This is a genomic window from Opitutus sp. sgz309028 (genome assembly GCF_059821195.1).
Window position 1 is genome coordinate 136,017 of record NZ_JCAMRR010000001.1, and the last position, 19,354, is coordinate 155,370.

Consider the following 19,354-nt stretch of genomic DNA (forward strand, 5'->3'; position numbering starts at 1 on the left):
GACGCTCAAGCGGCTGGCCCGGCGGCGAGTTCGCGACAGGCCTTCAGGTCGAGCTTGCCGGAGCCGAGCATCGGGATTTCCGGGATCCGTTTCACAATCTTCGGCACCCACAGATTCGGCAGGCCGGCGTCGAGCAGCCGCACGCGCAGCTCGTCGTTCGCGATCGGCTCCGTCGTCAACAACACCAAGGCCTCTCCCTTGATCGGATCCGGCACGCTCGTGACGGCGACCTTCGGCCGCTCGCTTTCGTCGAGGCGGAAGACCTCGGCGATCTTCTGTTCGATGGTGACATGCGGCACCATCTCGCCGCCGATCTTCGAGAACCGCGAGAGCCGGCCCTCGATGAAAAGAAAACCCTCCTCGTCGAAGCGTCCGAGATCGCCGGTCACGAACCAGCCGTCGCGAAACGCCGAGCGGGTTTTCTGCTCGTCGTTCAGGTAGCCGGAAAACACGTTGGCGCCGCGAAACAACACGACACCGGTTTGCGTGACCTCCAGCTCGCGGCCCGTATCGGGATCGACGATACGCGCGGTCATGCCCGGGAAAAGGCGTCCGATCGAGCCGGTGCGTTTCCCGCTTTGATATTCGGCCGTGTCGGTCGTGACCGGCGGGTCGGGCTGGTTCACGTTTGTCACCGGCGTGGTCTCCGTCAGTCCGTAACCCTGCAGGATCTCGATGTGAAACGTCTCGAGAAACGCTCGATAAAGATCGTCCGGCAGCTTTTCCGCGCCGGTCACCACGATGTCCAGCGAACGCAGCTCGGCCGGTTGGGCCTTCTTCAAGATCGGCCGGATGAAAGTCGGCGCGCCGACCAGCACCGTCACCTCCTCCTCGCGGATGGCGTCGATGATTTTGCGCGTGTCGAGCGGACTCGGCACGGTCACCACGTGGCAGCCGCGCAGCATCGGAAACCAGAGCGTGACGGTGAAGCCGAAGCTGTGAAACAGCGGCAGGCAGCCCATGATCGACGCACTCCGGGGCAGGATCGACAGCGAGGAAATCTGCGCGCAGTTGGCGAGGATGTTGCGATGCGTGAGGATCACGCCCTTGGGTTCGCCGGCGCTGCCGCTCGTGAAAAGCAGTCCCGCCTCGTTGCGATCGCCCACCTTGGGCAGCCGGAGCAGCGAGGCGACCCATTGGTTCGGCAGGAACCACGCTGCGAGCAGCCACGGCAGGATCTTCTTCTTGCCGCACGCCTTCAGTTCGGTCGGCAGGTCGAGCGTGCGCTCCGGCCAGGGGAAGCCGGGCACCTTGGCGCGCATCGCATCGGCGGAAATCACCGTCTTCACCTCCGCCATGCGGATGCAGGCGGCGGAGGACGCGCTCCCGAGCGTGAAATTTAAATTCACCGGCACCTTGCCCGCGCAGATCACCGCGAGATTCGCGACGAACGCCCCCGCACCGGGCGGCAACACGATGCCCACCCGCCGCTCGGGAATGGTGTCACGGATCCGGCACGCCAGCGCCGCCGCCGCCGCGAAGATCCGCCCCGCACTGAGCGGCCGGCGCTCCGCCGTGCGATCGATCACGAGCACGCGCCGCGGATTCTTGGCCAGCGCGCGCACGCACTCGCGGGCCAGATGACGCTTCAAAATGGGTCGCTCTTCGAAGGCGATCGCGCCGAGGTCCAGCATCGCCTTCCGCGCGACGGCGACACTCGCCTTTTCCGCCGGGATCGGTTCACCGAACGCAATGAACACCGCCGTCGGCATCAACCGCGGCGATTTCCACAGATACTTGTTGCCCGCGAAGGAAAACACCGAACCCCACAAGCCGTCGATCGCCACCGGAATCACCGGCACGCCCGCATTCCGCGCGATCACCGCAAAGCCGCGCTTGAGCTCCATCAGCTGACCGGTGCGCGAGATGTGCCCCTCGGGAAACACGCACACCAGTTCGCCCGCCTGCAGCGCGCGAATCGCGCCCTTCATCCCTTCCGCCGGCCGCCGCGAGGAAATCAGCAACGCCCCGCTCCAGCGCAGACAGAGATCGAAAAAGGCGTTCGCGCGCAGGCCTTGAAATCCGACAAACCGGATCGGTCGCGGACATGCCAGCTGCAGCACGATCACGTCGACGTAGGACAGGTGGTTCGCGATCAGCAGCGCGCCCCCGCTCGCCGGAACGTGTTGCCCGCCCCGCGAGCGCACGCGATAGAGGAGGCGCGCGCCGAGTTCGGCCAGCAGTTCGATGGGATAAGGAAGGTAGGACCTTCGGCGCAGTAACAGGGTAGGCATGCTCGCGGACGTCGATGCGAGCCACCCGGCTCGCGTTTTCAAAACATTTCTCCTCCGGAAAACGCCCGGGCAATAAACGCGGCGACTCGAACAACCGAAGCCAACCCGCGCGGCGGTCCGATCCGCACCGGTTTCCCACCCGTCAACCGCACGACCGGCCGCGCGTTACGGATAAGGTTTTCCGTCCAGCAACAGGTGTTTGATGTAAAGTTGCTGGGTCGGGCTGACCGACGCCTCGACCTCGAGGGTCGTGAAAGCCGGCGTCCCCTTGCCTTCCGGCACGTAAAAATGCTCGATGCCGAAATTCACTCCGCGGCCGCCTTTCTGCGCGCGGACCGCGATCTGCCGATCCTGGAGTGCCGGTCGTTCGCGGGACGCCGACACCGCTTCGTAATACCGGCCGTGCGGCTCGAGCAGAACCCAGACGTCGGCCCCGATCGCCGTCTCCGCGGGCAACGCTACGTCCGCAATCTCGTAGCCGAGCAAGATGTAGTCGCCGCGCAACAAATCCCGTGGGTCGACCGGATTCGTTTTCAGCAACACGGTCGGTGCGGAGCGCCGCACCGTCTCGTGATAGCCGGCCCAGCCGAGGAGGAAAACCACCTGGAGAGCGACGAGACTCCAAAACCACCAAACCGCGCGCACGTTCATTTGGCCTCCCGCGCCCGCGCGACGAGCGCGCGGCGTTTGCGTTCGAGATACACCCCCAGGCCGAGAACAATCAGGCCCGTGATGACGAAAAACAACCCGCCCTCGAGCATCGAGGCGAACAGGTCGACATAGCGGGCGAAAACATTCAGGGCGACGAACGCCACGCCAAGGTTGATCCAACTTTCGCGGCCGCTCGCGAGTCCGGCCCGCACCATGCCGACGTTGAGGAAAAACAACGCGACGCTCGCCGCCGCCCCCCACCACCACCGCGCCGCAGGATCGTTGACCGCAAACAAAAATCCGCACGCCGGAACCAGCCCGAGCGCCAGCCACCCGCCGATTCGCGCGACGTCCGGGCGATTCCAGCGCCATGCCCAAACGGCGATCGCCCCGAGAACCACGAGCAATACGACGAAGGGCATCGGCCGTGGCGCGACGGCGCTGGCGTTCCACCACAGGTTTCGACTCCAGCTGAAGCTGAGGAAAAACAAGGCCGCGTTCGCCACCAGCAGCCCGAGCAATTCGTGCAGCGAAGCGAAGAGCGCATAAGCGCTTCGACGCAGCGCCAGCCCGCTCAACGCCAGTGTCGCGCCGAGGAAAAAGAAGGCGACGCCGTGCAACCGCTCCGCGCCGTGACCCGACGCTTCCGTGCGCAGGCAGAACCAGGAATCGTTGGCTGCGGCTTCCATGCCCAACCAGATCAGCAGGCCCACGAGGCTGACCAACTGGGCGCTTTTCACGCGGACGATCCACGGCAGGCCGGCGATGCCAAGCCACCAGATCATCACGCCGGTCGCGGGCCGGCTGTTGAGATGATAGATCTGGCTGACGAGCGCGATGCCGAGCAGGAACATCACACAGCCGATCATGAAGAAAACTTCGCCGGTCCGCGGAAAACTCGCGGGGGCGATGCGCAGCCGCCAACCGGTCAGGTGCGTGCCGACCAGCAGCGCGATCAAACCCGCGATCTTCCAGCCATCGGCGATCGCCTGCCAGTGCGACGCGATCACAAGCGCGAGGCCCGCCGCCACCATGATGCCGCCGAACGTCGCCAGAATCGCCACGAACCGTCCGCCGCCGCCGATTTCCGCCGGGTGACGGGCGAGCAAACGCTTACGCTGCTCCTCGGTGATGAGGCCTTCGCGCACCCACACGGGCGACAGCTCCGCCAGCTTCTGTTCGAAGCTCTTCATGTTGAAGAGGCTTTATGCCAGCTTCGCAGGTCGGCCGCAAGGGCGCCGAAACCTCCGGGAAAATCCGCCTCGAGCCGCCGCAGATCCTTGCCCTGACGGCGCACCTCCGCGATCGCACGTTCGGTTTCGAACGGCAGGCTCGGCCGATCCGTGCCGTAAACGCGCTCTTTCAACTCGCGCCGGGTGTAGGGCGGTCGCCCCTGCTCCTGTCCAGCCAGCCACGCCGCCTCGCCGACCGAGTCGTCGCGACCGCACAAATACCATGCTTCAATCGCGGGCACGGCCACGCCGACGCAACGCAGCACGCGCTCGCGTCCACGCGCCGCCGGCAGGCGTTTGGCGGTGCGCCGGAAAACCGCGCGCAACTGGCAGAGCCGGCATAACGGATGGAAATAGTTCGGCGCCTCGTGCGCTTCCGTATGCACCACGGAATCGTCGGCATCGACCACCACCACGAGGCCGTGCGCGTCCGTATTGAAATGCAGGTGACGGACCACCGCCGGCAGCACCTGCAGGACATTCGGCCACCCGCGCGCCCGCAATCCGGCCTGGACCCGGTGGATCGGCACGCCCAGCAACGCTTCCGTCCACACCCGGATTGCCGCCTCATCCGCCGGCGACTCGCTCAGAATCGCGACGTTCATCGGCTCCCTTGAAACTCATGGCCGCGACATCGCGCCGCGTTCGTTTGCGAAAGGATGAGCCGGGTTGCGTGCATTCCAGGTCTAGTCCGCTTCCGGCACGCCGCCGAGAATGCCGCTGAACCACAGATCGCCCAGCGAACCCTCGACCAGGACTTCGCGGAAATTCGGAAGATCGGTCAGCGCCATGAAGTGCGCTTCGCGGCCGTGCTTTTGCGTGAGCACGATCTCTTCCGGATGATCGCGAAACAGATCCAGCAGATAGGGCGAATGCGTGGTGGCCAGCACCTGCACGGGTGGGCGTTTCAAGCCACTCGCCTCGGGATAGCTCAGCCGGTAAAACGCATCGCGAATCTCGCGCAGCATGCGCGGATGCACGCCGCGATCGATCTCCTCGATGCACAACACGCTCGGCGGCGTGGGCGTCACCGACAACGCGAGGATTCCGAGCGTGTGCAGCGTGCCCTGGGAAATGTTCTCCACGTCAACAACGCCCACTTCGCCCACGAGCGTGAACGCCAGCGCGATACGATTGCCGGGGCGTTCCCGCAGCGCCATCGCCGAATACTCCGGAAACAACCGCAACGCTTCGCGCACGAAAGCGGCGTAAGCCTCGGGGTGGCGCCGTTTCCAGGTGGCGAGCAGCGCCGGAAGATTCGCCGCGTCCGCCGAAAGCTCGTCCGCCTCTTCCCCGGGGGCGGGGCGCGACATCGCCTCGTGGTCGAAAACGTAGCTTCGGATCCGGGCGATCTCCGCCTTCAGTGCCGGCCAGTCGGGAGCGTCGGGTGGCCGGATGTTCAAGGCATTGCAGCGCGTCGCATCGACGCAGCCGAGCCGCACCTCGACGGCCGCGTGAGGCGGAGTGAACTGAAACTGAATATCCGGGCCCCCGCCGGACTCAGGCACCGGGCCGATCGGCCGCGGCGCGAGGTTCGCCAGCCCACGCAGGTGCAACAGGGCTTCGATGAGGCTCGTCTTGCCGCTGCCGTTCGGCCCGAGGACAAGATTGAACGGAGCCAGCCGCACGCGGGCGTCGCGAAGAGCTTTGAAATTTCGGAAGCGGACCGACGCAATCACGAGCACACCATGTTCGCGCGCGGCGTGAAGGCAATCGCGCTCCGCCGGCGCACGGGCGATCCCAGAGCGCTAAAAAACGAAAAGCCGCGCCTGGGAGGCGCGGCTTTGAAGTGAGTTCTGGCAGCCAACGGCGGGGCCGCTCAGGGAATCTTGAGGAGTTCCGGCTCGGTCCACTCCTTGCGCGGACCTTCCTGCTGGAGAATCGCGGCCACCTGCTCCGGCGTGATCGCCGAGGCTGTGTTGCCCCAAGCCTGACGAATGTAGCTCAGCACCGCGGCGATCCGATCCTCGTTCCAGTTGTAACCGCCGCCAGGAACCTTGCCGAACGCCGGCATGGCCGCGGCGCCGTATTGCTTGCCCTCGACCGTGATCGGGCCCTTCAGGCCGTGCACCACGATGCGGATGACGCGATCCGTCGAACCGGTGACCCACTCGGAAGCCGCCAGCGGCGGATAAACACCTTCGACGCCCAGGCCGGTGGCCTGATGGCAGGTCGCGCAGACCTGCTCATAGCTGCGTTTGCCAAGCACGATCGGATCGATCTTGGGTGCCGCCGCCGTCGCGCCGGCCGGCGACGCCGTCTCGTTGAAAACGTCGGCGTGGAAGTGGCCCGAGTAGTGATGCAGGTAGGTCGCTCCGTAGAAGATCAGACCGCTGAAGATGAACAGCAGCGCCAGCGGCAGCATCCGATAATGACCGCCATCGTCGCCCTTCGGGGCGAGCTGATGCTCGTGCGCCGACAGCAGCGTCTCGTCGGACGCGCCGGGCTGTTCGAGGCGAGGATCGTTTTGGTCGCTCATTTGGCCTCCCCCTCGTTCTCCGCCGTCGGCTCGACCGGACGGGCTTCCGGGTATTCAAATGTGTGATTCAAACTCAGGAGATAGGTCACCAGGGCGCGTGCGCGCATCGTGGGCACCACTTCCGTCCCGGGCGCCGGCGCCAGATTGCCGCGCAAGGCGAGCGCGTAATCGGACGGCTGGCGGTCCGCGATCGAGCGTTGCTCGAAAAGGAACTTGTAGGCCGGCATCGCACCGCTGCCCGCGTAGAGCAGCTTGTAGAGATCCTCCGCGTCGTAGGGCGTCTTGCGGCCGCCGACGTTGGCGAGGTCCGGTCCGAGGCGGCTGTCGCCGAGTTGCACGTGCGTCTCGTAGATGTAGTCGCGCGCGACCGTCTGTCGATCGCCCCAACCGCGCTCCTTGTCGGAGCCGAAGCCCGGACGACGCACCTGCTGCGTGTGGCAGGCCGCGCAACCAAGGTCGTCGTAAACCATCTGGCCCTGGGCCGCGATGCCGGAGAGGCGCAAGGGATAGGCCTTGCCTTCGGTCTCGTCCACATAGGGGACGAGCGAGCCCATCTGGAGATGGGGCCACAGCACCACACCCGCCCACGACAGGGCGGCGGCGCAGAAAAGGCCAATGAAGAAAAGGAAACCGTTTCTCATGAGACAGACGCCTCCATTGTCGGGGGCTGGCGGAGCAGTTCGGCCGCAGTGACGGCCGGCTTCTTCACCAGGAGACGAGCGAAGTGGAACAGGAACACGAGATTACCGGCCAACAGGACCGCCTGGCCGGCCGCCGCGACGAGGATCCAGGGGCGCGTGCGGGCGGCGATGTCGGCGAACGACAAGCCCGCCTCGAGCAAGCCCCGACCTTGGATCACGCCGGCGACGGCGAGGCCAAGGACCAAACCGCCCGTGCCCAACAACGCGGCCGCGTAATGCGCGCGCACCAGCGGAGCGGACGGCCACGGCTGATTCGCGATGCGCGGAACCAGGAAATAGATCACGCCGAACGCGATCAGCGAAAACGCCCCGTAGAGCGCGAGCGCGGTCTGCGCCTGCGTCACCCACGTGAATTGCGTCGTCACCGCGATCGCCCGCAGCGACACCACCGCGTCAACCAGTCCACCGAGGAGATAGGCGGCGACGCCATACGCCACGAGACTCAGGGCGGTGCTGCCGCGGCCCGTGAACGCACCGCGAAGATTGATCGCGACGATGAGATAATGGAACACGAGGACCTGGCAGGAAACGATGCCGATCGTCGCCACCCAGGCCGGAACCGGACCGCCCACCAGGTGGCGCCCGCCGATCCAGCCGCCAACCAGGATCAACGTCCAAAAACCATAGGCCGCGAAATCGTAGCCGGGAAGCACGCGCCCGGTCAGCTTCGGCACCAGATAATAGGCGGCGGCGAGTGCGAGCGACGCGAGCCAGAGATTCCACAGGCTCTGCGCATACCACACCGCACCGATCGCCTGAACCACCCCGCGAACCGGGAAGTGCACGAGCACGATCTGCGCGGCGGCGAAGAACCAGGGAAACAGGAAGAGTGCAGCCACCGCATACCACTGCGCGGCGAACGTCTGCGCCCGGCCGCGACCGGTCCACGCGAGAATGCCCGGAATCGCCATCGCGGCATAGGCGACCAGCAGCAGCAACTGGACATACTCCGGCACGCGAAGGAACGGCGTGGAGCTGCCGTCACCGCGGGCGATGCCGATCAGGCCGAGCAGCACGCCGAGATTCCAGAACAGCGCGCCGACGGTCAGCCAGTTCAACGAACGCAGCGCCGCGCCGCCGAGGCGGCCCAGCAGCCAGACAGCGATCGCCACGCCGGCGTTGCCGGCCCAGCCGTAAACGAACGCGGTTTCCTGCAAGCCGCGGAGGCGGCCGTAGGTGAGCCAGGCGCAATCGGCGAGGAAGGCCGGATTAAGCGTCTGCGCGAAGTGCAGCAGCGCGAGCGCGCCGCTGACCACGAGCCAGACGAGCGCGAACGCAAGGAGCAGCGAAATCGGTCCGCGGGCGGACGAGTCAATCTCGCTGACTTCGGTGGAGGCAGAGGTCATCGCGGACATCGTTTACTGCTTCTTGGCGTAATGCTGCAGGGTGATTTCCTGCGCCTGGTTGAGCGGCAGCCGGACGACGCCGGCCTTCTGGTCAACCCAGCCGTAGGTCGACGCAGCCTCCGCCTCCTTGGCGTGAAGCTCGGCGAGGTTCTTGATGCGTTCTTCCGCCGTGCGCAGCCCGTCGCCGGTGTAGGCGCCCGTGCGACGCGGAACGTAAATGTAGTAGGCGACCGCCGCGAAGAGTGCGAAGAGCACGAAGATCGCGAAGATGGCCACGAGCGGAGCTCGTCTCGGAGAAAGGTCACTCATGGTGCGTGAGGCTCTCGCCAATCCGCGGATCGCGGATCGGGATGAGTTTGGTAGTCGGGAAGCTCTTCAGATAGGCCCAGACACAGATGCCGCCCACGCCGACGATCGACGTGATCACCCACACGAGGTTGAGCGAGGTGAACGGCAGCGGATCGCCGTGCTCGTTCTTCAGGGCCGGCAGGATGTTGTAGCAAATGTCGACGAGGATGATGGCGAGATTCCAGAAGGCGATGCGCCGGATGATGTGCTGCGTCACCTTGAAGCGGTAGGACAGCAATGCGAAGAACGGCACGAAGAAGTGACCGAAGAGGATCACGAGGCCGACATACCACCACTGGTTCGTGGAACCGTCCTGATTCAGCTCGCGCAGGTTATACCAGAAGGTCTCCTCGGGAACGTTGGCGTTCCAGATCAGAAAGTATTGGGAGAACGTGACGTAGGCCCAGAAGATCGTGAACGCGAGCATCAGCTGGCCGATGCTGTGGAGGTGGTTCGTGTTGAGCACCCCCTTGTAGTCGCCGCGGCGATACAGCCAGACCATGATGACGACGCCGACGCACAGGGCGCCGCGCACGCAGTTCGCGAAGAACCACACGCCATACATCGTCGAGAACCAGTGATATTCGAGCGACTTGATCCAGTAGATCGCCGCCGCGGTGAGCGAGAGCGCCGCGATCGGGAGGCCGAAGGCCGCCGTCTTGCGGTTCATGAAGGTCCACTTCACGTCGCCGTCGGCATCTTGGGAGAACGACGCCTTGCGGAGCCGGGCCGACAGCCACATCCACATTCCGTAGAACGCGAACGTGCCGATCACGAAAGCATTCAGGTTGAGGAAGCCGGATTTCTTCAGATAAAGCGGATCGTGTCCGACGGTGTGGCCGCCGTGCATTTCATGCGCCGGGTCCATCCACGGCCAGATCAGATCCCGCTGGAAAAAGAGCGTCACCAGCACGAGCGGCACGAACAGGACGGCGAGCCACTTGAAGGCGTTGAGCCAGTGTTCGTATTGGCGGCGGATCACGACCGACCAGGAGGCGTCGAAGATGTGGTGGATCAGCACCAGCAGGAGCGCGCCGATGGTGATGGCGGTCCAGTAGCTGACGCCGACGAGATAGGACAGCGCGACGCCGGCCTTGTCGGGCGAGATGAGCGCGCCGACCAGCGTCAGGGCCAGCCCCACGGCGCCGATCATCAGGGCCTTGCCGGCGGGAGTCGCCGAAGACGAGGCCGCCGGGACGGCTGCGGAAGCGGAAGCAGCGTGGGTGCTCATTGGATACCGAGAGAGGTTTTGGCCGCCGCGTCGGTGACATCCGCCGCCGTGCCCATTTGCGCGCGCTGCAGAGCCCGCACGTAGAGGATCACCGCCCACCGGTCTTCCGGCGCGAGCTTGTCGGCATAAGACAGCATGTTGCCCTTGCCGTGAGTGATCGTGTTGAAGATTTCACCTTCCGCCATGTCCCGCAGGCGCGGATCGTGGTAGGTCGGGGTCGCGCCCATGCCGTAGAGCTTGGTGACGCCGTGGCCATCGCCGAGCGCGCCGTGGCAGGGGGCACAATAGATCTGATAGCGGTCGTGGCCGCGAGCCATCAGCTTCTCGTCGACTTCGATGCCGGCGGGAAAGCCGCGGACCCATTCGCCATTGCCGGTGCGGCCGGCGTAGAGCTCATCGTCGTTCCGGAGCGCGTCGCGCGAGACGGCGTGCGTCGGGATCGGGCGATCGACGCGGCCGTCGGCGAAGAACGCACTCTCGTGCTGCGGCTTGTATTTCGGTTGATACTTCATCCCGGGAAACGCCCATTCGGGGAAAACGTCCGCGGGCGGGCGGGTGAAGTTCGTGCCGCGAAACCCGAGGATCGAGAACGCGAGCACGACGACGAAAGCGGTGACAAGGTAGACGTTGCGCATGGCTCAGGCCTCCAGCTCCGACACGTCCTTGCCGCCGACTTTCTCGAGCAGCGCCTTGGTGTTGGCGAGATTGAAGCGCGGGTCACGCGCCTCGATCACGATGAGGAATTGATCGTCCAAGCCGCGCTTGATCTTCGGCGACTTCAGCACCGGATGGTAGTGCATGGGCAGGCCGTTCACGACGAACATGCCGATGATGGTGGCGAAGGCGGTGAAGAGAATCGTGAGCTCATAGCTCACGGGAAACGCGAACATCGGGGAGAAGTAGGGCTTGCCGCCGACGATCAGCGGATAGTCGTATTGACCGGTCCACCAGATCATCGTCATGCCGGTGCAGAAACCGGTGATGCCGCCGGCGAGCGAGATGCGCGGCACGATGGAGCGCTTCACGCCCATGGCTTTGTCCATGCCGTGGATCGGACACGGAGTGATCACGTCCCAGTTCTTGTAGCCGGCGTCACGCACCTGCTCGGCCGCGTGGTAAACCGCGGCAGCGGAGTCGAAGGTGGCGATCAAGCCGTAGGATGGTGCGGGCATGGTCGGGTCGTGCGTTAGATTTTCTCGAGCTTGATCGGATCGCCGAGACCCGTCGTGTGCGCGTGGTCGTCGGGGCCGTGGCCATGGACGTCCGCCTGCGGCGTGACCGCCTTGAGCTCGGCCATCGGCATGATCGGCAGGAAGCGGATGAAGAGGAGGAACAGGACCGAGAAGACGCCGAAGGTGCCGAAGAACGTGAAGATCTCGACGATCGACGGGCTGTAGTAGCCCCAGCTCGACGGCAGGAAGTCGCGGGCCAGCGAGGTCACGATGATGACGAAGCGCTCGAACCACATGCCGACGTTGACGAAGATCGACAGCACCCAGACCAGGGCGGTGTTGTTGCGGATCGCCTTGAACCAGAAGAACTGCGGCGTGATCACGTTGCACGAGATCATGATCCAGTAGGCCCAGGCGTAGTGGCCGAAGGCGCGATTGATGAACGCGAAGCCTTCATACGGGTTCGCGCCATACCACGCGATGAAGAACTCCATGCCGTAGGCGTAGCCCACGATGGTGCCCGTCGCGAGGGTGATCTTGCACATGCAGTCGATGTGATACTGCGTGATCAAATCCTCCAATCGGTAGATCGCGCGCAGCGGCAACATCAGCGTCAACACCATGCCGAAGCCGGAGAAGATCGCGCCGGCGACGAAGTAAGGCGGGAAGATCGTCGTGTGCCAGCCCGGGAGCAGCGAAACCGCGAAGTCGAACGACACGATCGTGTGCACGGACAACACGAGTGGCGTGCTCACGCCGGCGAGGATCAAATACGCCATTTCGTAATTGCTCCAGTGGCGGTTCGAACCGCGCCAGCCCATCGCGAAGAGGCCGTAAAGGAAGGAACGCAGGCGATTGCCCGCGGCCTCGAAACGATCGCGCAGGATCGCGAGGTCAGGGATCAGACCGACATACCAGAAGAGCACGGACACCGTGCCGTAGGTCGAAACCGCGAACACGTCCCACTCGAGCGGCGAGCGGAAGTTCTGCCAGATCCAGTTGGAATTCGGAATCGGGAACAGATACCACGCATACCAGACGCGACCGACGTGGAAGACCGGGAAGATCGCGGCGCAAACGACCGCGAAAATCGTCATCGCCTCGGCGGCACGATTGATCGACGTGCGCCACTTCTGGCGCAGCAGGCACAAGATCGCGGAGATCAGGGTGCCGGCGTGGCCGATACCGATCCAGAAGACGAAGTTGACGATATCCCACGCCCAATTGACCGGATTCGCGTGGCCCCACACGCCGACGCCGGTGGCGACGAGGTAGGTGATGCCTGCGACGGTGAAGGACGCGACGAAGCACGCGAGGATGAAGCAAACCCACCACCAGGCGGGCGTCTTGCCCTCGATGATGCCGCAGATCTTGTCGGTGATCCACGAGAAGCTCCGGTTGTGCTCGACGAGCACCGCCCGCGGCAGATGCGCGGGCTTGACCTCGTTGAGAATCGCCGGCGCGGCGACGGCATGGTCGGCGTGGGCCATTAGCTAAGTCCTCCCAAACGTTTCAACGCGTTCATGGCGCTGTGACTGTCGTGGTCATGCTTGTGCTCGCCTTGCGTGGGAGCGTGGTCTTCGCCGTGGCCTTCGCCATGACCGGCAGGTTCGTTCTTGCGCTGATATTCGACCCGGCTGAGCGGCAGCTCGGTGTAGTCCGGCATCCGCGGATTCGGATTGCGGAGCTTGCCGAGATACGAGGTGCGCGGACGGGTGTTGAGATAACCCAGCACGTCGTAGCTCTGGCCGAGCGCCTTGTTCTGCGAGACAGCGCTGTTCGGATCGAGAATGTTGCCGAACACGATGGCGTCGACGGGGCAAACCTGCTGGCAGGCCGTCTTGATCGTGCCATCGGGAACGACGACATCCTCGGGCCGGCCGGCTTGCGCGGTCTTCACCTTGTGCTGGATCTTGCCGTTCTGGATACGCTGCACGCAATAGGTGCACTTCTCCATCACGCCGCGCATGCGGACGGTGACTTCCGGGTTCTTCACCATCTTCAGCAGCTCGGGCATGCCCTGCGGGCCCACCGGGCCGAGGTAGAGGCTGTCGAGCTGGCGCTGATTCCAGTCGAAGAAATTAAAGCGCCGCACCTTATACGGGCAGTTATTCGCGCAATAACGGGTGCCGATGCAGCGATTGTAGGCCATCACGTTCAGGCCTTCGTCGTCGTGCACCGTGGCATTGACCGGACACACGGTTTCGCACGGAGCCATCTCGCAGTGCACGCACGCCATCGGCTGCAGCGAAACCTGCGGATCTTCCGGGATCTCCTTGTTGCCCTCGCCACCGAACGCCGCCGCATCGAGCCGGCCGTCGGAATAATAACGGTCGAGCCGGATCCAGTGCATTTCGCGACCCCGCATGACCTGGTCCTTGCCGACGATCGGAATGTTGTTTTCCGCCTGGCAGGCGATCACGCACGCGTTGCAGCCGATGCACGTGTTGAGGTCGATGGTCATGCCCCACTGGTGGTGACCGTCGAACTTTGGCGTCTGGTAAAGAGAGTTACCGCGCGGGATCAAGGTCGCCCGCTCGGCGGGAGACATCGCCTCGCCCTTCTCGCCGAGAATGGAGGGGCTGTGCGTCTCCATGCCGAACGTGTGCACGAACGCCGGATTCTCGATGTATTCCGCCGCATTGCCCTCGCGGACAATGTCGCGGCCTTCCATCGACCAGTGCTCCTGCGTGTTCGCCAACTTCACCGATTCCTGCGTGACGGTGAGCGTCGCGCCGGTCGCGAAATGGAAGCCGGCGGTCGTGCGCAGCGGATAGAAATCGTGGCCCATCCCCTGCCCGACGTGACCGGTCTTCGTGCGGCCATAGCCGAGCGGAAGAACGACGGTGTAATTCGAAAGACCAGGCTGGATATGAATCGGCCCGGTGATCGTCCGGCCGCCGAGGGTCAGCGTGCCGATGTAGGCGACCTGCTTGCCCTGCGGATACTCGGCCGACTCCATGCGTGCCACCTGCAGCTTCGACCCGGTCGGCATGACGCCGAGCTCCTTGCCGAGGCGCGGGCTGACGAGGATCGCGTTGTCCCACGAGAGCTTCGTGATCGGGTCCGGCAGCTCTTGCAGCCAGCCGTTGTTTGCAAAGCGACCGTCCTCAAGCTTGTAGTCGCTGACGAAACGCACCTCGAGGTTCTTGCCCGACAGCGCTTCGGGCTTGGCCGCGCCACCCAGCGCGCGGGCCGCGGAGCCGGCGTTGAACGAAACCCGCGCGATCGGGAAAGCCGAATTGGCCAGCAGACCGTCGTGCAGGAACTGGCGGACCGCCTTCTCGGCATCGCCACCGGCCAGCGGCGCGATCGTCTCGACGACGAGCGCATACGGATCCGGATTCTGGATACCGGCAATGCGGGCGAGCACTTCGTTTTCCGTGAGTCCGCCGAACAGCGGCAGGATCATCGGCTGGATCGGCACGATCGTGCCGTCGATCGTGCGGGCGTCGCCCCACGATTCGAGATAGTGCGTCGCGGCGATGTGCGTGACATTCGACGCCGCGGACGTTTCGTCGACGTAGTAGCCGTAGCGAACGACGTTCGCGACCGACTTCTGCAGCGCCGGCCAATCGAGGTCGGCAGGAGCGTTGTAAGCGGGATTGCCGCCGAGAATCACCAGCGAGCTGACCGAGCCGGCCTTGATCGCACTCGCGAGACCGGTGATCGACGTGGCGCTGTTTTCCTGGACCGTGACGAAGTCGACCGTCGCGCCGATGTTGCCGAGCGCCGCATTGATCGCATAGGCGATCACGTGCGCCTGCACCGGGAGGTGCGCGCCGGCGACGACCAGCGATGCGCCGCGGTGTTCAAGGAGATCGGCCACGCACTCGTCGACCCACTTCGGATTGATGTCGAGTCCCTGCGCGAGAGACGCGTAGGTGTTTTCGCCGGTGATCTTGCCCGCGAGCGTCGCGAGCAGTGCCACCATGTGGCTGCTGGCGAGGCGGAGGCGGTGATCCGCCATACTGCCGGTCAGCGTGAACGCGCTCTCGGCGACGTAGAGGCGGTTCATCGCCCTCGCGTCTTCCGGATTACGCACGCGGCGCGCCTTCGCGAAGTCGCGCGAGTAATACAGATGGCTGCCGTCGGCGCGGAGGAAATCGGCGTCGATCGAGACGACGCGCTGCGCCTTGGCGAAACGATACAGCGGGCGGACGTTCTGTCCGAATGCCGCACGCGCAACCTCGGCCGGCGCCTCATCGGTCACCGGCTCGTATTCGGCCCAGATCGCACGCGGGAAACGCTCCTGCAACGCGGCCACGAGGCGCGCGCGAGTTGGCGAGCTCGATTGCTCGGCCAGGAAAGCCAGGCCGGCGCCGCCGTTGGAAGCGTGATCGGCGCCAAGTTTGGCGAGCAGATCGTTCACGTCGGCCGGACGCAGTTCGCGGCCACCGCTCGTGTGACGCGTAGCGCGATCCGGATCGTAAAGATCGAGCACCGAAGCCTGGGCGAGGAGCGAACTCGCGCCGCCGTGCGGCGTGTAGGTCGGATTGCCCTCGAGCTTGGTCGGGCGGCCCTGATGCGTCTCCGCCAGCAGCGGAATCGCCGAGCGACGCAGCGGCATCGCGGTCGCGAAATAAAGCGGCAAACCCTGGATCACGCCTTCGACGGACTTGCCGTAAGGCAGGATGTGCTTCTCGGGGCGGCGGCAGCCGGCGAGGCCGATGCCACCGAGGGCGAACGACGCCGCCATCAGCTTCAGGAACTGGCGACGATCAACCCCCTCGAGCTCGGAAGCTCCATCGGGAAATTCGCGCTCAAGCTGCGCCTTGAAACCGGGCGTCGCGGCGAGTTCGTCGAGGCTCCGCCAGTATTTGGGACCGGTCAGCTCGCGTTCGGACGGCGCGGGATGTTCAAATTTGCGTTTCATCGGTGGCAGCCGCTGCAGCTTTGCGGGGGCTTGATATTCCAGTCGTGCACGAATTTTTTGCCCGCCTCGATGCCTTGCGCCTGCGCGATGGTCGGCGAGTTCAGATTGAAGATGTCCTCAGGACGGCGCACGCGGCTCTCCGGCGCGCGGTGACAGTCGAGACAGAAGCCCATGCTCAGGGACTGCGCGTGCTCGACGACTTCCATTTCGTTGATCTTGCCGTGGCATTCGACGCAGCTGACGCCACGGTTCACGTGGGCGGCGTGATTGAAGTAGGCAAAATCGGGGAGCGAGTGAATCTGCACCCACGGCACCGGCTCGCCGGTTTCATAGCTGTGGCGCACCGGCGCGAGCAGCGGGCTGTCCGGCTTCACCTGGTTGTGGCAGTTCATGCACGTCTGCGCGGTCGGCAGGTTGGCGAAGCCCGACTTGTCGACGTTGTTGTGGCAGTAACGGCAATCGAGGCCGAGCTGGCCGACGTGCAGCGCGTGGCTGTAGGGCACCGGCTGGACCGGCGCATAGCCCACGCGCGTGTATTTCGGCGTCATGTAGTAGGTGACGCCTGCCGTCGCGATGCCCGCCAGAACGACGAGATAAATGACAATCTGCAGCGGCAGCTTGTTGGCCGATTTCGGAAAAATATACGACATGAGCCGGATGATCCTCGGTGAACCAAACGCGGGTTAAACCGAATCGGCGCGCCGTGAAACGGCGCGAGAATCCGGGCGGAGCGAGAAAGGAGCAGGAGCCTTTTTCGAGTCCTCGGTCGCGGCGTTCACCGCGGTTTTGGCCAGCACCCGCGGCGCGAGACTCGCGACGGCGAAGAGGCCGATCAACTTACCAAGAAAGCTCTTTCGAGAAGGGTCGTGGCTCACAGCGGGTGAAAGGGAGGAAGTTATGGAGCTGTCAAAGAAGTGTGCGTGTTTTGTCGTTGTAAACCAAAATTTGGGGAGCCGCATTTCTTGTGCACAAAATATGACCATCCCTGCAACGGCATGGCGCGCGCGCTAATAAGCGCGACCCGGTCGAAGGCCCCATGAGCCGTAGGGAGAAAGGCCCGACGCTCCGGGCCACGCGCGCTTCAATCTACGAATACACCATCGCGCATCGGCCGCACCCGATCGCAACGGCTCGCGATGTCAGGATTGTGCGTGACGAGCACGACCGCCTGGCCGTTTTCCTTCGCCAACCGCGTGAGCAGGTCGAAGACCATGCCCGAATTCTTCACGTCGAGATTTCCCGTCGGTTCGTCCGCCAGGATAATCGCCGGCTCGTTGGCGAGGGCGCGCGCGATCGCGACGCGCTGCTGCTCGCCACCCGAAAGATGATTACCCAAACGGTGGGCCTTGTCCCCCAGCCCCACCTCCCCCAGCAGCGCCTGCGCACGCTCGACCATCTGCTCCGGCGAGAGTTTCCCCAGACGACGCATCGGCATCATCACGTTCTCCAACGCCGTGAACTCCGACATCAGGAAGTGAAACTGAAACACGAACCCGATGTGCGCACACCGCGCCGACGTGCGCTCGAGGTCGCTGCGGTCCGACATCAACTGCCCGTTGATCCAGATGTCGCCTTCCTCCTGGCGATCGAGCAGGCCGAGCAGATAAAGCAGCGTCGACTTGCCGCAACCCGACGGACCGACGATCGCGTAAACCTGGCCGCGCTGCGCTTCGAACGACACTCCGCGCAACACATGCACCCGCGCCTCGTCCTGGCCGAGATGGCGGTGCAGATTCACACAACGCAGCGCGAGGCCGTCGGCGGCAAGGGCAGGATTGTGGGTGGAAAAACTCATCGTTCAGCCGGATGCGCCCGAAGCTATTGCGCCGTGCCGCGAATGACATCGCCGGGCTCGAGGCGCGCGGCGCGACGGGCGGGAATCAAACTCGCGATCATCACCATCGTGACCGCGGTCACCACGGCCGCGACGTAGTGCCAGACCGACCACGCCACGATGAAGGTCTCCGTCTTGAAGATCCCCGTGATCCGCAACGGCACCCGCGAAACGCCATAGGTCACCGCCGCGCCAAGCGCGCAACCGAGCACCGTGCCGATCGCCAGCACGATCCCCGCCTGCCACAGAAAGATCCGCAGGATGTCGTCGCGCGTGTAGCCCATCGACCGCAGGATCGCGATCTCCTTGGTCTTCTCGAGGACGATCATCGCGAGGGTGTTGAACATCGCCAGGCCCGCAATCAGCGTGAACACCGACACCGTAATGCCGGAGGAGATACGCAGCGCGCGAAACACCTCGAGCCAGGTCTTCTGCCGCACCTGCCACGGGCGCACCAGATGGTGCAGCACCTCGCTCATGTGCGCGGCGTCCTCGGGCGCGCGGTCCGGGTCCACCACCGCCACCTGGATGAACGACGCGCCGGTCGGCTTCTTCAACACCGAGCGCGCCTCGCTCATGTGCACGTAAACGCGAACGCGATCGATGTCGCTCACGCCGGTCTCGTAGATCGCACTGACGCGAAACCGCCGCTGCTCGCCCGCAGCCTCGATGATGAACGAATCCCCGACCGCGAGCTGCAGCTGCGACGCGATTTCGCTGCCGACGAGCGCGCCGGACGGCGTGCTGCGAAACGTCGCCGCCTCGCCCCGCACCAGTTGTCGTTCCAGATCGGATACGCGCACGTGATCGTCGAAATTGATCCCGAAGATCCGCACCGCATCGCTGCCGAACGAGCTGCGGATCGTCACGGGCGCGCTAAGCACTTCGGACACCGCCGTCACGCTCGCGAATTTCGCGAGGGCCTCCGTCACCAGCCGCGGCTCCTCGATGCCCTGGATGTATTTGCGCCCTTCCTTCTGCTGCACGCGAAAAAGCGAATTTCCGCCCGGCGCCGCCATGCTGCGCATCGTGTCCTGCATCTGGTCCTGGATCCGGATCGCTCCGTCCGTCCCGAGGATCGTGTTGATGAAAAGCCGCTCGAAGCCGCTCGTCGTCGCCTGCGTCAGCACGAACAGGCCCACGCCGAGGATGATGCACGCGAGGCTCATTGCCATCGCGCGCTTCTTCGCGGTGAGAAACCGATACGCGATCCGGAAATTCGTGGACATTGCCTCGGCGCTCGCGAAACG

The 19,354-nt window shown here is 64.6% G+C and carries 17 protein-coding genes; all 17 read right to left on the bottom strand.

Features of this window, described 5'->3' with window-relative positions; translation table 11 throughout:
• Positions 1 to 5: 5 nt before the first annotated feature.
• The 17 genes from AC6RV7_RS00585 to AC6RV7_RS00665 all read right to left on the bottom strand — a co-directional run bounded on the left by AC6RV7_RS00585 (position 6) and on the right by AC6RV7_RS00665 (position 19,333).
• On the bottom strand, positions 6 to 2,234 hold the full coding sequence (locus tag AC6RV7_RS00585; protein WP_500091941.1) for an AMP-binding protein: 2,229 nt from the start codon (positions 2,232 to 2,234) through the stop codon (positions 6 to 8).
• A 165-nt stretch (positions 2,235 to 2,399) separates the two neighbouring features.
• Complete coding sequence (locus AC6RV7_RS00590; RefSeq protein WP_500091942.1) at positions 2,400 to 2,885, bottom strand: GDYXXLXY domain-containing protein; 486 nt, start codon at positions 2,883 to 2,885, stop codon at positions 2,400 to 2,402.
• Positions 2,882 to 4,078, bottom strand: coding sequence for a DUF2157 domain-containing protein (locus tag AC6RV7_RS00595; protein ID WP_500091943.1), 1,197 nt, complete (start codon positions 4,076 to 4,078; stop codon positions 2,882 to 2,884). The genes AC6RV7_RS00590 and AC6RV7_RS00595 overlap by 4 nt, the downstream gene beginning before the upstream one ends.
• Positions 4,075 to 4,722, bottom strand: a complete 648-nt coding sequence (locus tag AC6RV7_RS00600) for a hypothetical protein (RefSeq protein WP_500091945.1) — start codon at positions 4,720 to 4,722, stop codon at positions 4,075 to 4,077. The genes AC6RV7_RS00595 and AC6RV7_RS00600 overlap by 4 nt, the downstream gene beginning before the upstream one ends.
• Positions 4,723 to 4,803: 81 nt before the next feature.
• Complete coding sequence (locus AC6RV7_RS00605) at positions 4,804 to 5,796, bottom strand: AAA family ATPase (RefSeq protein ID WP_500091946.1); 993 nt, start codon at positions 5,794 to 5,796, stop codon at positions 4,804 to 4,806.
• A gap of 140 nt (positions 5,797 to 5,936) precedes the next feature.
• Positions 5,937 to 6,596 (bottom strand): c-type cytochrome, encoded by a 660-nt coding sequence (locus AC6RV7_RS00610; protein WP_500091947.1) that lies wholly within the window; start codon positions 6,594 to 6,596, stop codon positions 5,937 to 5,939.
• Positions 6,593 to 7,237 (bottom strand): cbb3-type cytochrome c oxidase subunit II, encoded by a 645-nt coding sequence (locus tag AC6RV7_RS00615; RefSeq protein ID WP_500091948.1) that lies wholly within the window; start codon positions 7,235 to 7,237, stop codon positions 6,593 to 6,595. The genes AC6RV7_RS00610 and AC6RV7_RS00615 overlap by 4 nt, the downstream gene beginning before the upstream one ends.
• On the bottom strand, positions 7,234 to 8,643 hold the full coding sequence (locus AC6RV7_RS00620; RefSeq protein WP_500091949.1) for a cbb3-type cytochrome c oxidase subunit I: 1,410 nt from the start codon (positions 8,641 to 8,643) through the stop codon (positions 7,234 to 7,236). Before AC6RV7_RS00620 ends, AC6RV7_RS00615 begins: the two co-directional genes overlap by 4 nt.
• Positions 8,644 to 8,655: 12 nt before the next feature.
• Entirely contained in the window at positions 8,656 to 8,952 is a 297-nt protein-coding gene (locus AC6RV7_RS00625) for a hypothetical protein (RefSeq protein WP_500091950.1), read from the bottom strand.
• Complete coding sequence (locus AC6RV7_RS00630; RefSeq protein WP_500091951.1) at positions 8,945 to 10,222, bottom strand: hypothetical protein; 1,278 nt, start codon at positions 10,220 to 10,222, stop codon at positions 8,945 to 8,947. The genes AC6RV7_RS00625 and AC6RV7_RS00630 overlap by 8 nt, the downstream gene beginning before the upstream one ends.
• Positions 10,219 to 10,857 carry a c-type cytochrome gene (locus tag AC6RV7_RS00635; RefSeq protein ID WP_500091952.1) on the bottom strand — a complete coding sequence of 213 codons (639 nt, stop codon included), beginning with the start codon at positions 10,855 to 10,857 and terminating at the stop codon, positions 10,219 to 10,221. Before AC6RV7_RS00635 ends, AC6RV7_RS00630 begins: the two co-directional genes overlap by 4 nt.
• A gap of 3 nt (positions 10,858 to 10,860) precedes the next feature.
• Positions 10,861 to 11,394 carry a DUF3341 domain-containing protein gene (locus AC6RV7_RS00640; protein WP_500091953.1) on the bottom strand — a complete coding sequence of 178 codons (534 nt, stop codon included), beginning with the start codon at positions 11,392 to 11,394 and terminating at the stop codon, positions 10,861 to 10,863.
• 14 nt (positions 11,395 to 11,408) lie between these two features.
• Positions 11,409 to 12,884 (bottom strand): NrfD/PsrC family molybdoenzyme membrane anchor subunit, encoded by a 1,476-nt coding sequence (nrfD, locus tag AC6RV7_RS00645; protein WP_500091954.1) that lies wholly within the window; start codon positions 12,882 to 12,884, stop codon positions 11,409 to 11,411.
• Positions 12,884 to 16,270: a TAT-variant-translocated molybdopterin oxidoreductase gene (locus AC6RV7_RS00650; protein ID WP_500091955.1), complete on the bottom strand. Its 3,387-nt coding sequence runs from the start codon at positions 16,268 to 16,270 to the stop codon at positions 12,884 to 12,886. Before AC6RV7_RS00650 ends, nrfD begins: the two co-directional genes overlap by 1 nt.
• The gene (locus tag AC6RV7_RS00655; protein WP_500091956.1) at positions 16,267 to 16,920 is read right to left on the bottom strand and encodes a cytochrome c3 family protein; all 654 of its coding nucleotides are present in this window, start codon (positions 16,918 to 16,920) and stop codon (positions 16,267 to 16,269) included. Before AC6RV7_RS00655 ends, AC6RV7_RS00650 begins: the two co-directional genes overlap by 4 nt.
• Before the next feature lie 431 nt (positions 16,921 to 17,351).
• Positions 17,352 to 18,065 (bottom strand): ABC transporter ATP-binding protein, encoded by a 714-nt coding sequence (locus AC6RV7_RS00660; protein WP_500091957.1) that lies wholly within the window; start codon positions 18,063 to 18,065, stop codon positions 17,352 to 17,354.
• A gap of 23 nt (positions 18,066 to 18,088) precedes the next feature.
• Positions 18,089 to 19,333, bottom strand: coding sequence for an ABC transporter permease (locus AC6RV7_RS00665; protein WP_500091958.1), 1,245 nt, complete (start codon positions 19,331 to 19,333; stop codon positions 18,089 to 18,091).
• Positions 19,334 to 19,354: the final 21 nt, after the last annotated feature.

Coding starts and splice junctions, on each gene's coding strand:
- AC6RV7_RS00585 (WP_500091941.1), bottom strand. CDS start 2,234: ATGCCTACCCTGTTACTGCGCCGAAGGTCCTACCTTCCTTATCCCATC.
- AC6RV7_RS00590 (WP_500091942.1), bottom strand. CDS start 2,885: ATGAACGTGCGCGCGGTTTGGTGGTTTTGGAGTCTCGTCGCTCTCCAG.
- AC6RV7_RS00595 (WP_500091943.1), bottom strand. CDS start 4,078: ATGAAGAGCTTCGAACAGAAGCTGGCGGAGCTGTCGCCCGTGTGGGTG.
- AC6RV7_RS00600 (WP_500091945.1), bottom strand. CDS start 4,722: ATGAACGTCGCGATTCTGAGCGAGTCGCCGGCGGATGAGGCGGCAATC.
- AC6RV7_RS00610 (WP_500091947.1), bottom strand. CDS start 6,596: ATGAGCGACCAAAACGATCCTCGCCTCGAACAGCCCGGCGCGTCCGAC.
- AC6RV7_RS00615 (WP_500091948.1), bottom strand. CDS start 7,237: ATGAGAAACGGTTTCCTTTTCTTCATTGGCCTTTTCTGCGCCGCCGCC.
- AC6RV7_RS00620 (WP_500091949.1), bottom strand. CDS start 8,643: ATGACCTCTGCCTCCACCGAAGTCAGCGAGATTGACTCGTCCGCCCGC.
- AC6RV7_RS00625 (WP_500091950.1), bottom strand. CDS start 8,952: ATGAGTGACCTTTCTCCGAGACGAGCTCCGCTCGTGGCCATCTTCGCG.
- AC6RV7_RS00630 (WP_500091951.1), bottom strand. CDS start 10,222: ATGAGCACCCACGCTGCTTCCGCTTCCGCAGCCGTCCCGGCGGCCTCG.
- AC6RV7_RS00635 (WP_500091952.1), bottom strand. CDS start 10,857: ATGCGCAACGTCTACCTTGTCACCGCTTTCGTCGTCGTGCTCGCGTTC.
- AC6RV7_RS00640 (WP_500091953.1), bottom strand. CDS start 11,394: ATGCCCGCACCATCCTACGGCTTGATCGCCACCTTCGACTCCGCTGCC.
- nrfD (WP_500091954.1), bottom strand. CDS start 12,884: ATGGCCCACGCCGACCATGCCGTCGCCGCGCCGGCGATTCTCAACGAG.
- AC6RV7_RS00650 (WP_500091955.1), bottom strand. CDS start 16,270: ATGAAACGCAAATTTGAACATCCCGCGCCGTCCGAACGCGAGCTGACC.
- AC6RV7_RS00655 (WP_500091956.1), bottom strand. CDS start 16,920: ATGTCGTATATTTTTCCGAAATCGGCCAACAAGCTGCCGCTGCAGATT.
- AC6RV7_RS00660 (WP_500091957.1), bottom strand. CDS start 18,065: ATGAGTTTTTCCACCCACAATCCTGCCCTTGCCGCCGACGGCCTCGCG.
- AC6RV7_RS00665 (WP_500091958.1), bottom strand. CDS start 19,333: ATGTCCACGAATTTCCGGATCGCGTATCGGTTTCTCACCGCGAAGAAG.